The sequence below is a fragment of the Streptosporangium sp. 'caverna' genome (assembly GCF_003203775.1).
In the GTDB taxonomy this organism is placed as follows: domain Bacteria; phylum Actinomycetota; class Actinomycetes; order Streptosporangiales; family Streptosporangiaceae; genus Streptosporangium; species Streptosporangium subroseum.
The window spans coordinates 6,757,773-6,771,143 of the sequence record NZ_CP029711.1 but is presented as its reverse complement, the minus strand read 5'-3'; the positions used below and the strand labels follow the sequence as shown (position 1 = coordinate 6,771,143).

Below are 13,371 nucleotides of genomic sequence, written 5' to 3'. Positions count from 1 at the left end.
CTCGCCCGGAGCGACGTTCGGGCGAGTGGGCGCGCGGGCGTGCCGGGACGGGCGGACGGGCGTCGCCCGGGTGGATGGGTGGTCAAAAGGCGCATGTCGCCGCGATCCTTCCGCGTCGGCATGCAAGGCTGTCGGCATGAAACGGTTGTCTCAGGTTGATCTGTCGCAGAAGCTGTCCAAGAAAAAGGGCGCGGAGCGGCTCGAGGCGGCGCTGGACCGCCTGCTGCGCCTGCGCCTCATCCTCGGCGGGCAGGTCGGCGAGCAGCGCATCGGCCCGCCGCTGTGCGTGGTGTTCGAGGGCTGGGACGCCTCGGGCAAGGGCGGGGCGATCAAGCGGCTGGTGCGCCCGCTCGACCCGCGCCATGTGCGGGTCGCCCAGTTCGCGGCGCCGACCTACGACGAGAAACGCCACCACTTCCTGTGGCGGTTCTGGCCGGTGCTGCCCGGCTGGGGAGGGATGGCGGTGCTCGACCGGTCCTGGTACGGGCGGGTGCTGGTGGAGCGGGTCGAGGGGTTCGCCACCAAGGAGCAGTGGTCCCGGGCCTACGGCGAGATAGTGGAGTTCGAGCGGACCCTGGCCGCCGAGGGCATGATCATGGTCAAGTTCTGGATGCACGTCTCGGAGAAGGAGCAGCTGAAACGCTTCCGGGACCGGGCGAACGATCCGCTGCGGGCCTGGAAGCTCACCGACGAGGACTGGCGCAACCGCGAGAAGCGCAAGGAGTACGAAATCGCGGTGGAGGAGATGCTCTCCCGGACCGATCACCCGCAGGGGCCCTGGCACGTGGTCGCCGGGGACGACAAGCGGCTGGCCCGCGTCACGGTCGTGGAGACGGTGTGCGCGGCGATCGAGGCCGAGCTCACCGCTCGCGGGCACAAACTGGACCCTCCGTCCACGCCGGTACGGGACGACTAGGGTCCGTTCGGCGCGGCGAGAAGCTCAGGGGAGGACGATCACCAAGGCGTACCGGGCCGGATCCAGGCCCGGGTTGTGGAACCGCGACCGGTCCCACAACCGGAACCGCAGGCAGTCTCCCGTGCGGACCTCGTGGACGGTCTCGCCCGTGGTGACCTGCAGGATTCCCTCCAGGACCCAGATGTGCTGCTCCAGACCCGGGACGGGCGGCCTGTCGTAGGAGATGTCGGCGCCGGGGCGCAGGACGCCCTCGACGAGCTCGCCGCGCAGCCCCGGGTGGGGCGGGGACACCGACCGCCGGACGAAGCCCGAGGTCTCGTCCCGCCACACCGCCTGCCGGCCGGCCCGGACCACCTGGGGCGGCTCCGACTCCACCTCGGCGAGCAGTTGCGACATCGTCCGCCCGTACGCCGCGCACAACCTGTTGAGCAGCGCCGCCGTAGGGCTGATCTCCATCCGCTCCAGCCGCGACAACGTCGAACGGCTCACGCCGGTGCGGCCCGCCAGCTCCTCCAGCGACCAGCCGTGATCCACCCGCAACCGCGAGAGCCGATCCGCCAGGCGGGCCTCCATCTGGTCCGAGCCGGGATTCTGGATTTCGGGCTTTCCCATATTTGAGAGATTATCCCAGATAAGAAATGGCGGCCCGGCCGCCATCGCGACGGCGGGTGGAAAAGGGCGTCCGGTCAGGCTGCTCCGTCGGCCTGGGACGGGGACAGGGTGAGCCGCTTGTAGTAGAAGCTGCAGTCTTCGAGGGTGCCGCCCGGGTCGGCCGCGTAGCCGGGGACGATGCCGTACCTCGTCCAGCCTGTGCCGCGGTAGAGGTGGTCGGCGGCGGTGCCGGTCACGGTGTCCAGGAGCAGGAGGGTGGTCCCGGCCCGTGCGGCGGCCTGCTCGGCGGTGGCGAGGAGCGCGCGGGCCAGCCCCTGGCCGCGGGCGTCGCGGTGAACCATGAGCTTGACGATCTCGGCGCGGTGCCGGCCGTTGGGCTTGCGTTCCAGGACGAGGCTGACGGTGCCGGTGATGCCGCCGGGTCCGTGGGCGACCCAGACGGTGAGGCTGCCGTCGTCCACGGCCGGTTGCCGGGCGTGCCACCAGGCCGCTGCCGCTTTCTGGTCGAAGGGGGCGAGGAAACCGAGGGAGGCCCCGTCGGTGACGACGTCGACGAGGAGGTCGGCCAGGCTCTTCACGCTGCCGCGGAAGTCATCGGGGGACAGGCGGGCAATGGTGTGCATCGCGAGGTTCCTTCTCTGCGCGGGGAGAGGGGCGGTCGGGGGAGCGCGAGGCGACGCCGGCTCGCACCGGTTGCGGCGGTGTCACCGGACCCTCTTCGGCGATTCTCACATTCGAGATCATATCCCAGATATGGGAATCGCCGAAGAGGGGGATGCTCGGCAGTCCGCGCGTGACGGGGGCGGCCGGGGCCGGACTCAGCCGGTCGTGGTTCTCGGGAGGATCTGGACGGTGGCGGCCACGACGACGCAGAGTCCCACCAGGAGGCTGAGGCCGAGGGCGAAGGCGTGCGGGTAGAGGCCGGGGCCGGGTTGGTCGCCGAGGGCGCTGTAGAAGACGGCCCCGATGACGGCCACACCGATCGCGTTGCCGGCCTGCTGGGAGGTGTTGAGGACACCGGAGGCGGAGGCGGCGTGCTGGGGGGCGGTTCCGGCCAGCACGATGGCGGGGAGCGGTGCCATCACGAACCCCAACCCCGCCCCGGCGATGAACAGGCCGGGGATGACCCAGGCGGTGGTGTGCGGGGTGCCGAGGACGGAGACGGCGGCGAGGACGGCGTATCCGGTGGCGGCCACCAGGATGCCCACGGTGACGACCTGGCGGCCGAGCCGGGCGGTGACCCTGCCCGACCAGGCCGAGGAGACGAAGTAGCCGATGCCCAGCGGCAGGAAGACCAGGCCAGACTCCAGGGCGGAAAGGCCGCGGCCGTCCTGGAGATAGAGCGCCAGGATGAGGAAGAACGACGCCGTTGTCATGGAGTAGAGCAGACCGATGGCCACCCCGGCCGAGAACGCCCGCCGGCGGAACAGGCTCAGATCGATCAGTGGTGAGCCGCCGCGCACGGTGAGCCGGTGCTGATAGAGGACAAAGGCGGCGAGGAGCGGTGCGGAGGCGGCCAGGCACAGCCAGGTCCATTCCGGCCAGCCCTGCTGCGGACCCTGGATGAGGGGCAGCACGATGGCGACCAGGCCGAGCGAGACCAGCGCGGTGCCGAGCAGGTCGAGGCGGGCGCCGGTGGCACGTGACTCGGGGATCGAACGCCGGACGAGGGCCAGGGCGGCCGCACCGATCGGGACGTTGATCAGGAAGATGCTGCGCCAGCCCAGCCCCGCGATGTCAAGCTTGATCAGAACACCGCCGATGAGCTGTCCGAACACACCGCCCAGGCCGAGGGCCATGCCGTAGGCGCTGAACGCCTTCGCGCGGCGTTCACCGGTGTAGGCGGTGTTCATGATGGCGAGCACCTGCGGCATCAGCAACGCCGCGCCGATCCCCTGGACGACGCGCGCTCCGACCAGGAACGCCGCATTGGGCGCCACGCCGCAGGCCGCCGAGGCGAGGGTGAACACGACCAGGCCGGTGGCGAAGAGGCGCCGCCGGCCGTACAGGTCACCGAGCCGTCCGCCGGTGACGAGTCCCGCCGCCAGGGCGATCCCGAATCCGGCGACGATGAGCTGGATCGCCGACGGGCTCGCGTGCAGGTCGTGCTGCAGGGCGGGGATCGCGACGTTGACGATGAAGAAGTCGAGAGTGGTGATGAAGGTGCCCGCCAGGAGGACGATCAGACCTCCTGCCGTCATCACCGGGGCCGGGGCGACCGGCTCCCGGATGCTGAGGGTTGTCATCGTTTGGAGTGTCTTTCTGTGCGGGTGAATGCTGCGTGGGGGGACGCGGCGTGAGGGGACGCGGCGTGGGGGTGCGGCCCGCGGAGAGTTCCGCGGGCCGCACCGGGGGTCAGGCCTGGGCGGGGACCTTGTCGAGGAAACCGTGCACCCTGCTGATGCGGCCGTCCTCGGTGAGCACCGCGACGTCGAAGCCGACCACGAGGCTCTCGCCGCCGGCCGGGCCCAGCTCCCAGGTGAAGCGGGCGATGTCGTGGTGGGCGTCCACCGGCCCGGCCAGAGTGAAGACGAAGCCGGGGAACTGGCCCTGCACGGCGGCGATCGTGGCGTCGATCGCCTCCAGGCCTTCGGCGACCGCGATCGGGTCGGTGTAGGCGCCGTCCTCGGCCCAGATCTGCTCGATCGCCGCACGGCGGGCGACCGGGTCGGTCTCGTTCCAGGTGGCGATGTACCGGGCGACAAGCTGGTCGACGTGATTCATGGGGAACTCCTCCGTGATGTGTTCTTACTGGTCACAAACGTACGGAGATCCACAGGACGGGGAATCTGTCACTCTTAGGCAATTCGGCTGGCCATGATCGCATTTGGATAGGTAGTCCGGCAGGTACTGTTTCGCGCATGCTGTACGGGCGGATGCGGAGACGGCTCCGATCCGTGTCCGGGACGATGCGCTCGAGGACCTCAGCACCGACCGGCAGCGCGTGGAACACTTCCTCAACGGCGACCGCGCCGCCTGGTACAACCACGTCAACATCACCGCCCATGACCACGGCGGACACTTCATCCCCTGGGAAATCCCCGACGAATGGGTCGACGACCTGCGTCGAACCTTCCGCGGCCGCCGATAACCCGGGGACGGGCCCGCCGCGGCGAGCCCGGCAGGCGGTGAAGCCCGGCCCGGATCCCACGGGGACCGGATAGTCCCAGCTCATCCATGTCCTCGCTGTTTCCGTGCACGCCCCCTCTGCTTGGATGATGAGGGGAGAACAAAGGGGGCGTGCGCCGAGGAACGGGGTACGCGGCAGAATCAAGTTCTTGTCCGATCACTCGTCATGTGAAAAGGGGACGGCCATGCGGTTGAGCTCGCGGCTGGGCAGGCTGGACCGGCGGTTGTTCGCCATGGTGGCGGGCGCGAGGCTTCACGGCCTCGAACGTTTCGTGCCCGCGCTGTCACGCGTGGCCGACAACTCGCTGCTGTGGGCGGGGGTCGCCGGGGCGCTGGCCGTCAGCGGCCACCGGCCGCTGCGCCGTGCCGCGACCAGGGGATTGCTCGCGGTCAGCCTGGCCAGCCCGCTGGTCAATCTGGTCGGCAAGCAGGCCTTCGGCCGGAACCGGCCGTCGCTGGACGGATTTCCGATGGCGCGGAGGGTCAAGGTGCCCGTGTCGGCGTCGTTCCCCTCGGGACACTCGGCCTCGGCCGCCGCCTTCGCCACCGCCGTGGCCATGGAGGCGCCCCTCGTGGTCGCCGCTCCCGTCGCGCTCCTGGCGGCCGCGGTCTGCTTCTCCCGGGTCTACACCGGGGTGCACTATCCGGGCGACGTGCTCGTGGGGGCGGGGATCGGGGTGGCGACCGGGCTGGTCACCCGGCGTCTGTGGCCGGAGGCCGTGACGGGGGCGCCGCGCGTCGTCACCGCGCCGCCGATGCCAGGCCACGACCTCGACGGACAGGGCGTGGTGGCGGTGATCGGCTCCGCGGCGGGCGGCGATCCGGTCACGGCCGAGACGGTGCGGGCCTCGCTGCCCAAGGCCGAGGTGGTCGAGGTGCCCGGGGCGGACGGGCAGGACGTGAGCGGGTTCATGGGCGAGGCCGCCGCCCGCGCCCGGGTGCTCGCCGTCGCCGGGGACGACGGCACGGTCAGCCGCGGGGCGCGGGCCGCGCTGGAGCACCGCAGACCGTTGCTGATCATCCCGGCGCCCGTGCCCGGCCACTTCGCCGGGGCCCTCGGCCTGCGCGACACCCAGGACGCGATGACCGCCTACCGCTCCGGCGGGATGGTCGCGGTGGACGTGGGGGAGGTGGCGGGCAGGGTCTTCCTCAACAGCGCCGGTCTCGGCGTCTACCCGGAGGTCGTCGACCGGCGCGAGTCCATCGAGCAGCGTGCCGGCAAGTGGCCCGCGCTGCTGTGGGCGCTGAGCCGCGTGCTGCGCACCGCCGAGCCCGAGGAGGTGGTCATCGACGGGGTCCCCCGCCGGATCTGGACGCTGTTCGTCGGCAACTGCCGCTACGACTCGCGCGGAGCCGCCCCGCGCCTGCGCCGGAGACTGGAGGACGGGCTGCTGGACATCCGGGTGCTGACCGCCACCTCCCGGCTGCCCCGGCTGCGCGCGTTCGCCAGCGTGCTGCTGGGCGGGGTCGGCCTGTCCAGGCACTACCAGCAGTGGCAGGCCGACACCCTGAAGGTCTCCTCGCCCTCGGGGGCGGTGCGGGTGGCATGCGACGGCGAGACGTTCACCGTGTCCGGCGACGTGGAGTTCGTCAAGCGCCCCCGGTCCTTGCTGGTGGTCCGCCCCGAGGGCTAGCGCGGCCGCGGCGAACGGGCGCTCGGCTCTCCCGGGCGGAGCGTCCCGCCGAACGGCCGTCGGCGGTCCGGGGCGCCGAAAGGCGCCGGGACGGCGAAGACCGCGATCTCGTAACGAGATCGCGGTCTTGTGTGTCCTCCGGTTGGATCAGGAGGAGAAGAGCATCCCGAACAAGCCCTGCTGACGACGCGGGCGATGGCCGTAGTGGCCGCCGTGCTGCGGAGCACCCCAGGCGGGAGCGCCGTGCATCGGCGGAGGCGGCGGGGGAGCGGCCTGGTGCTGCTGGGACCACTGGCCTTCCATGCGGGTCAGGGTCTCGAGCTCGCCGTAGTCCAGGAAGATTCCGCGACAGCTTTCGCACTGGTCGATGTGGACGCCGTTGCGCTCATACGTACGCATGGCGCCCCGACACTTGGGGCACTGCATCTGGCTGATCTCCTTGTCCTGGGGCTGGTGCTTCTGTATCCACAACCTACTGCGTGGATACGCTGTGGCAGGCGCTTCGGAACCGGATAATCCTCAGACAGGCGTCGATCATCGTCTGCTCCGCCTCGCCCAGCGGAAGCCCCTCCCGCTTGGCGGTGGCCACCAGTCCCGCCGTGAGCTGCACGGTCGTCGCCTGCGCCGGCAGGCTCAGCCGCTCCCAGGGATCGCCGTCCCGCGGTACGGCGCACCCGCCCTCGGCGCGGTAGGCGTCCAGGAAGCGGTTCCACACCTCCGGCTCCAGCAGTCCGGCCGCGAACCAGGCGGCGGGCCTGGCCAGATCCCAGGCCGGGTCGCCGACGCCCAGGTCGTCGACGTCGATGAGAATCCACTCGTCGGGCGCGCGGACCATCTGGCCCATGTGCCAGTCGCCGTGGGCCAGGGAGAACGATTCCGAGAAGGGCTCCCAGACCGGTTCCGCGTCGAGGTCGGGCAGGCAGGTGAACGCCCGGAGCACGACCAGTTCGGCGGCGGAGTCGCCGTCCAGGCGGGCGACCATCGAGGCCACCTTCGCGGGGCCGCCCGCCGCCCGCAGCGGGAGCAGCGCCCCCGCCGGTACGGCGTGCAGCCGCGCCAGCAGCCGAGCGGCGGCCTCCCAGGGGGCGGCATCCGGATTCAGGGGGTTCACCGGAGTCCCGGCCGGCCACACGGTGACCAGCCGGTCGCCGACGACCATGACCTCCTCGGTCACCGGTTCGAGCACGATCCCGCGCAGCGAGGGGTGGGCGGTGGCGCGCATCCGCTCCACCAGTGGCTCTCGCTCGGCGCCGGGGGCGTGCGCCTTCACCACGACGGGCCCGGCCCGGACAATGATCACGTCTGGGCGGGTCGGCAGCACCTCGGCGGGCGCTCCGCCGTACTGGACGGCGATCCGGCGGAGCTCGTCAAGCAGGGGGTCGCTGTGACTCATCGGGTAAGTGAACCACTGATCACGGCCGTGCCGTAGGGCCGTAAAGTGCAAGGTATGAGGATCGGATTCGCGGTACCGGTGTCGGGATCATGGGCGACGCCCGGCAACATGATGCGAATTGCCCGCAGGGCCGAGGAGCTCGGATACCACGAGGTGTGGACCTTCCAGCGCCTGCTGTACCCCCAGGGGCACTCGATGGGCCCGGTCTACCGCAGTGTGCACGACCCGGTGGTCACGCTGGCCTATCTCGCGGGGGTGACCAGCCGTGTCCGGCTCGGGGTGGCGGTGCTCAACATGCCGTTCGCCTCTCCGGCGCTGCTGGCCAAGCAGTTGACGAGCCTCCAGTTGCTGTCCGAGGGCCGGCTGGACGTCGGCCTCGGGCTGGGCTGGATGCGGGAGGAGTTCGCCGCGTCGGGGGTGCCGTTCGAGCGGCGGGGGCGGCGCGGGGAGGAGTTCATCCACGTGCTGAGGCGGCTCTGGTCGGAGGAGACCGTGGAGCACCAGGGCGAGTTCTACCAGCTGCCGCCCGTGCACCAGGATCCCAAGCCGGCCGTTGCGCCGCCGATCCTGCTGGGCGGATCCGCGGAGGTGGCGCTGCGGCGCGCGGGACGGCTGGCGGACGGCTGGGTCAGCGCGAGCAGCGAGAACCTCGACCGCATCGACGAAAAAATCTACATTGTAAAGGAGGCGGCCCGGGAGGCCGGGCGCGACCCCGAGGCGCTGCGCTTCATCACCCGGGCCGTCACCCGGGTCCGGCCGCCGGACCTGCCCGGCCGCGCTCTACTGACCGGCTCGTTCGAGGAGATCCGGCAGGATGTCGCCCGGCTTGAGGCCAAGGGGGTCACGGACGTCTTCCACGATCTCAACTTCGACCCGGAGATCGGCTCGCCCGACGCCGACCCCGAGGAGTCGATGTACCGGGCCGAGGCGGCGCTGGAGGCGCTCGCACCCTGACCGACCGCCCGGACGCCCATGCAGCCGGACACCCGTCTGGCTGCACGACCGTCTGGCCGGACACCCGTGCGGCCGGACACCCGTCCGGCGGGAGCCTGTCGTGGCCCAGGGCGAATGACCGTGTTCCGTTTTCTGGTGAAATCAGATGATGTGCGAGCTGATGATGTGCCGTTCACCTCGCACCTGTCATCCTTGGTCCCGTACCTATTCGGACTGGAACACGGGGGAACGGTGACGGAACGCAAGCCGATCGAGTGCTGGTTGTCGGACATGGACGGGGTTCTCGTCCACGAAGGACAGCCGGTGCCCGGCGCCGACAAGTTCATCCGCCGCCTGCGCGAGTCCGGCAAGCGGTTCCTGGTCCTGACCAACAACTCCATCTACACCCCGCGTGACCTGGCGGTACGGCTGCGCGCGGCCGGCCTCGACATCCCGCAGGAGTCGATCTGGACCTCAGCCCTGGCCACCGCGAAGTTCCTGGACGACCAGCGGCCCGGCGGCTCGGCCTACGTCATCGGCGAGGCCGGTCTGACCACCGCCCTGCACGAGAGCGGCTACATCCTCACCGACATCGCCCCCGACTACGTGGTGCTCGGCGAGACCCGCACCTACAGCTTCACCCAGATCACCCGGGCCATCCGGCTGATCGAGGGCGGCGCCAGGTTCATCGCCACCAACCCCGACCCGGTCGGCCCGTCCAACGAGGGCTCGCTGCCCGCCTGCGGCGCGGTCGCGGCAATGATCACCAAGGCGACCGGTGTGGAGCCCTACTTCGTGGGCAAGCCCAACCCGATGATGATGCGCAGCGCGCTGCGGGCCATCGACGGCCACAGCGAGAGCACCGCCATGATCGGTGATCGCATGGACACCGACATCGTCTCCGGCATGGAGGCCGGGCTGCACACGATCCTGGTGCTCAGCGGCGTCGTGAGCAAGGATCAGATCGACCGCTACCCGTTCCGCCCGTCCCAGGTGGTCGACTCGGTCGCCGACCTGATCCCGATGATCGACAGCGGTACCTGACGGCAGCTGTCATCTACTGCTGGAATGCTGCCGGACATGACACGCACTTATCTGGAGATCGGTCCGAAGAAGGTCTTCGCCTGCTCGGTGGAGTGGCCGGGATGGTGCCGGATCGGCAAATCGGAGGAGCTCGCCCTGGAGGCGCTGGTGGACTACGCACCGCGCTACCGGGTGGTCGCCGAGCGGGCCGGGCTGGTGTTCGAGCCGGGTGACCCGGTGGTCGAGGAACGGGCCAAGGGGGGATCGACGACCGACTTCGGGGCGATCGAGGCGATCCCCGAGCTGGACGGGCGGCCGGTGGGGGCGGACGAGGCGGAGCGCACCGTCGCGCTGGTCAGGGCGGCGTGGCAGCTCTTCGACGAGGCCACGGCCGATTCGCCGGAGGAGTTGCGCAAGGGCCCGCGCGGCGGCGGCAGGGACCGGGACAAGATGGTCGCCCACGTGATCAACGCCGAGCGCGCCTACGCCCGCAAGATCGGTGTCCGGCACAGGCCGTTCCACGACGCCGCCGGGCTGGCGGCCATCCGGGCGGAGATCGCCGGGGTGCTGGCCGAACCTTCGAGCGGCGCCCCCGTGGTCGACGGGGGCTGGCCCGCCCGCTACGCCGCCCGGCGCATCGTCTGGCACGTCGTCGACCATCTCTGGGAGATGGAGGACCGCCGGACCTGACCGCCCCGAACCGGCGTGCGGGACCCCGACAGTTGCGTGGTCTTCACCGGCGCGGCCTTGAAGCGCCCGAACTCCCTGGCGCGTCCCGTCGACAACCGAGGTCTGCCTGGTGGCTCACCGGGGAATGAGTCCCGTGTGGGTTTTGATGAGACGGTCTGTGATTCGTCCATAAGACTCAGCCGTTGCCGTGTGTCCACGAGAAGGCGGCCTTCGTCTTCAGATGAACTCCTTCAACGCAGCCAATACCTTTTCTCCTGCCTGGCAGTGCGGGTCAAGCCGGCTCACGAGATCACTACGATCAGCGTTTTGCGGTTCCGCAAGCCGATGCTCGATAAGGATAATCTCTCGCGATAATTCATCTCGGCGCTCGGAAAGGAGTTCGTCTACACGGTCGATAATGAGTGTGCCACGGCCGCCGACCGCATATGCGTAGGCTCCCCGGTAATGCTCAGCTGTCTTGTCGAGATTCTCGATCCATTCCTTGCGGAGATGGTCAAGGGCTGTGGACTTGCTCTTGTTTCTACGAATGGTTCCGTACATAATGCCAGCTAACACGGCGACTCCGCCGGATACTATCAGGGCCGGGCTTCCGACTAGACCGGCTGCTGTAGCGATAGCCGTCAATACCGGTGTCGAGACTCCTACAATCCCAGAGATCGTCTGCACTAAATCCTGCGCGCTTGTCCGATACCTTTGCGAAGGAGGGATTGTGAGTTGCTGAAGGTCGACTTTAGATGTTGCCGTAGCCAGCCCTTCGGGGGAGCTGGTTTCGCTAATGGTTTCACGCACTAAACTCAACGCGCTGTTCATGAAATCCTTGTATTCATCTTCCCATATCGTGCGGGGTCCTCGATCGTTTGCCCATTCTCTCAATAACTTCTCCTTGCGTGTCTCAATTTTAATTGCCTCCTTCTCTTTTGTAAGGTCCGCACTGCGAATCTCGGCATCCAATTCGTGGTGTAAGTAGGCTTCGAGTCCTTCAAAACTGCGGTCGACCCGACGGGCATGGCCCTCCAAGGAGGTTTCCAGATGAGTGCGGACGACAGCCATCGCGACCCGAAGCTGAGTCAGTCTGCGGCTGAGATCATTCTTCCGATCAGACAGTTCGTTCAGTGGTGTCTGGGCCGAGGCGAGAAGTGTCGTCAACGCCTGATGGCGTCGTAGAACATGTGTACGTGTCTCTCGAGCCATCGAGGTGAGATGTTGGCGACCGGCTCCGGCCTCAATAATGTCGGTCAGTGCCTTCCGTAATTTATCCATTCGACTCATTGATTCCCGGCTGATACTCGCATTGCGCTCACCCTGTTTCTCGTGCCATCTGCTGAGCGCTTCCCATGCCGGTGAGACGGGAATGAATCCGTCGACACCGATGAACGTGTCGGCCTGGCCCGGCTTCAGCGGAAATTCATTGCGAAGGAAGGCGTTGTTTGTTTCGATTGCATCCTTCCATTCGGCTTTTTTGTAAACGTTCATCATGGCAGCTCGATCAATTCCACTCATCACCCATATGACGGGCTTTCCGGAGTCGAGATGGTGATGATATAGGCGACGTATAAGTTCCATGTCGACCGGTGAAAGAGTATGTGTGGCCTGGATCGTGTAAACGAAGCAGTCGGCTGTGGCCCAAGCTGCGTTCGCGATCCTCTCGTGTTCTGGGTTCAGTGCTCCGTGTCCGGGAAGATCGTAGAGTTTCGCAGGTAAACACGCCGATCCCAGGAGGATCTCTACTTCGGCGACTCTGAGTTGACGATGCCGCGGGGGACGCCAATCGGCGATAACCCTTGGATCTTGGGTGGTATATGCTGCTACGGTTCCTGGGCTGGGCGAATTTCCGATCTCTTCCCAATTGCTTTCGCCTTCGAATCTCACCTGCATGAAGCCTCTATGTGAGAATTTCTCGCCGTCTTCTTCGACAGGGACAACTGTTGCGGGGCAAGCTGTTGAAGCTTTTGCCGCAGAGTGCAGCAAACCTATGTATTGATCCGAAATCATCCCGCCGGCTTCCGGTATCGGAGCGTATTCCAGGCATTTTTGAAGCCCGCTGATAAGAAAGCTTTTTCCGGAAGAAAATCCTCCAAGAAAAGCAACGTTGAGTAATGAAGAAGCCGTACGTGCCTTCATCTCGCTGATGGCCCTTAGCGCTGTCTCCACGTACTCGGTTTGCTCTATCTGTCCTGCTCCCGTATCGAGTTCGAACGCAAGTCCCATATGTAACCATTTTTCGGCTCTGTCGAGGAGGTGTCGAAGCTCTACGCTCATGCTCTCTAATTCGCTCATGTCGTCACTTATATACCGAATCAATTGCGATGTCACTGGATGCGGAGAATCGATCCGTCGGAATCCTGGTGCGGGTTCCTGGCTGTGGTTGCGGCTAAATTGCGATCAGTGAACCCAATTCACCCTGATGTCGCAGGTCATGAGCTGAGTGGAGATCGTTGAACATGATCCAGAAGTAGAGCCCCTAGTACTCCACTGCAGATCGTGAGGCTGGGCAGGTTCGTGCGCATGTGAGTCTGTGGGGATAGGGCCTTCCTGGCCGTCACCGCGCCATGCTCCTGGAAGCACACAACACGGCCGACCAAGATGAGCAAACAGGGTCCTCGGGCAAGGACAAGAAGGCCGATACCGATCAATCGCGATCTCCGCCAACAAGATCCGTCGATTGTTCGCCTACTGACCAGGCCACCGCTCGATGAACGCCACGTCCACCAATGGTCGACGTGGCGGCTACGCCATCAAAGCCGAGCAGGCCGATGCCACTACCAGCGACAACGCCTCAGAGATCACTAAGTGCGGCTGGAGTACTAATACGGTACGGCAGATTCCACATCGCGAGTATGTCGGCCAATTGCCGGTTGCGAGCCTGACGGGTCCGCGGGATCGAGGCGCTGGTCTCCAGTGGCCAGGCGAGAGAAAGCGCCGGCTGGACGAACAACGGCTAAGGTCGAACTGGAGCGAGGTCCGGCCGAGTTGGAATCGACGGGCATCTAAGATCAAGCTGGACCGTTCCGGAAACGTCTGTCGGTGTTTAAGGTTTTGAG

General features: G+C 67.3%; 13 protein-coding genes. 6 read left to right on the top strand and 7 right to left on the bottom strand.

Annotation, left to right across the window (positions count from 1 at the left end):
- The first annotated feature begins 136 nt into the window (after positions 1-136).
- Positions 137-916: a polyphosphate kinase 2 family protein gene (locus DKM19_RS29635; protein WP_110700070.1), complete on the top strand. Its 780-nt coding sequence runs from the start codon at positions 137-139 to the stop codon at positions 914-916.
- A gap of 24 nt (positions 917-940) precedes the next feature.
- Here the strand turns inward: DKM19_RS29635 and DKM19_RS29630 are convergent, their stop codons facing one another.
- The 4 genes from DKM19_RS29630 to DKM19_RS29615 form a co-directional block, all read right to left on the bottom strand.
- A complete protein-coding gene (locus DKM19_RS29630) occupies positions 941-1,528 on the bottom strand; it encodes a helix-turn-helix domain-containing protein (protein WP_110700068.1) in 588 nt (195 codons plus the stop codon).
- Between the two features lie 74 nt (positions 1,529-1,602).
- A complete protein-coding gene (locus DKM19_RS29625; RefSeq protein WP_110700067.1) occupies positions 1,603-2,151 on the bottom strand; it encodes a GNAT family N-acetyltransferase in 549 nt (182 codons plus the stop codon).
- Positions 2,152-2,346: 195 nt separating this feature from the next.
- Complete coding sequence (locus DKM19_RS29620; protein WP_204358299.1) at positions 2,347-3,774, bottom strand: MFS transporter; 1,428 nt, start codon at positions 3,772-3,774, stop codon at positions 2,347-2,349.
- Positions 3,775-3,883: 109 nt separating this feature from the next.
- Complete coding sequence (locus DKM19_RS29615; protein WP_110700065.1) at positions 3,884-4,252, bottom strand: nuclear transport factor 2 family protein; 369 nt, start codon at positions 4,250-4,252, stop codon at positions 3,884-3,886.
- 220 nt (positions 4,253-4,472) lie between these two features.
- Here DKM19_RS29615 and DKM19_RS29610 point away from each other — a divergent pair, with 220 nt between their 5' ends.
- On the top strand, positions 4,473-4,619 hold the full coding sequence (locus DKM19_RS29610) for a hypothetical protein (protein WP_239513652.1): 147 nt from the start codon (positions 4,473-4,475) through the stop codon (positions 4,617-4,619).
- Between the two features lie 223 nt (positions 4,620-4,842).
- Positions 4,843-6,291 carry a bifunctional phosphatase PAP2/diacylglycerol kinase family protein gene (locus DKM19_RS29605; protein WP_162641871.1) on the top strand — a complete coding sequence of 483 codons (1,449 nt, stop codon included), beginning with the start codon at positions 4,843-4,845 and terminating at the stop codon, positions 6,289-6,291.
- Positions 6,292-6,438: 147 nt separating this feature from the next.
- Here DKM19_RS29605 and DKM19_RS29600 read toward each other — a convergent pair whose 3' ends face one another.
- Both DKM19_RS29600 and DKM19_RS29595 read right to left on the bottom strand, forming a co-directional pair.
- Entirely contained in the window at positions 6,439-6,717 is a 279-nt protein-coding gene (locus tag DKM19_RS29600) for a zf-TFIIB domain-containing protein (RefSeq protein ID WP_110706088.1), read from the bottom strand.
- A gap of 46 nt (positions 6,718-6,763) precedes the next feature.
- Positions 6,764-7,684, bottom strand: coding sequence for a phosphotransferase family protein (locus DKM19_RS29595; RefSeq protein ID WP_110700061.1), 921 nt, complete (start codon positions 7,682-7,684; stop codon positions 6,764-6,766).
- Positions 7,685-7,738: 54 nt separating this feature from the next.
- On the opposite strand from DKM19_RS29595, the gene DKM19_RS29590 reads away from it, so the two are divergent.
- From DKM19_RS29590 to DKM19_RS29580, 3 genes are all read left to right on the top strand, one after another.
- Complete coding sequence (locus DKM19_RS29590; RefSeq protein WP_110700059.1) at positions 7,739-8,638, top strand: TIGR03619 family F420-dependent LLM class oxidoreductase; 900 nt, start codon at positions 7,739-7,741, stop codon at positions 8,636-8,638.
- Between the two features lie 231 nt (positions 8,639-8,869).
- Positions 8,870-9,661, top strand: a complete 792-nt coding sequence (locus DKM19_RS29585; protein ID WP_110706087.1) for an HAD-IIA family hydrolase — start codon at positions 8,870-8,872, stop codon at positions 9,659-9,661.
- A 36-nt stretch (positions 9,662-9,697) separates the two neighbouring features.
- A complete protein-coding gene (locus tag DKM19_RS29580) occupies positions 9,698-10,330 on the top strand; it encodes a hypothetical protein (RefSeq protein WP_110706086.1) in 633 nt (210 codons plus the stop codon).
- A gap of 216 nt (positions 10,331-10,546) precedes the next feature.
- Here DKM19_RS29580 and DKM19_RS49875 read toward each other — a convergent pair whose 3' ends face one another.
- Entirely contained in the window at positions 10,547-12,607 is a 2,061-nt protein-coding gene (locus DKM19_RS49875) for a GTPase domain-containing protein (RefSeq protein ID WP_162641870.1), read from the bottom strand.
- Between the last annotated feature and the right edge of the window lie 764 nt (positions 12,608-13,371).

Bases quoted from the DNA above. Each gene is read 5' to 3' on its own strand.
- DKM19_RS29635 (WP_110700070.1), top strand. From the start codon at position 137: ATGAAACGGTTGTCTCAGGTTGATCTGTCGCAGAAGCTGTCCAAGAAA.
- DKM19_RS29605 (WP_162641871.1), top strand. From the start codon at position 4,843: ATGCGGTTGAGCTCGCGGCTGGGCAGGCTGGACCGGCGGTTGTTCGCC.
- DKM19_RS29625 (WP_110700067.1), bottom strand. From the start codon at position 2,151: ATGCACACCATTGCCCGCCTGTCCCCCGATGACTTCCGCGGCAGCGTG.
- DKM19_RS29615 (WP_110700065.1), bottom strand. From the start codon at position 4,252: ATGAATCACGTCGACCAGCTTGTCGCCCGGTACATCGCCACCTGGAAC.
- DKM19_RS49875 (WP_162641870.1), bottom strand. From the start codon at position 12,607: ATGAGCGAATTAGAGAGCATGAGCGTAGAGCTTCGACACCTCCTCGAC.
- DKM19_RS29630 (WP_110700068.1), bottom strand. From the start codon at position 1,528: ATGGGAAAGCCCGAAATCCAGAATCCCGGCTCGGACCAGATGGAGGCC.
- DKM19_RS29590 (WP_110700059.1), top strand. From the start codon at position 7,739: ATGAGGATCGGATTCGCGGTACCGGTGTCGGGATCATGGGCGACGCCC.
- DKM19_RS29580 (WP_110706086.1), top strand. From the start codon at position 9,698: ATGACACGCACTTATCTGGAGATCGGTCCGAAGAAGGTCTTCGCCTGC.
- DKM19_RS29595 (WP_110700061.1), bottom strand. From the start codon at position 7,684: ATGAGTCACAGCGACCCCCTGCTTGACGAGCTCCGCCGGATCGCCGTC.
- DKM19_RS29600 (WP_110706088.1), bottom strand. From the start codon at position 6,717: ATGCAGTGCCCCAAGTGTCGGGGCGCCATGCGTACGTATGAGCGCAAC.
- DKM19_RS29620 (WP_204358299.1), bottom strand. From the start codon at position 3,774: ATGACAACCCTCAGCATCCGGGAGCCGGTCGCCCCGGCCCCGGTGATG.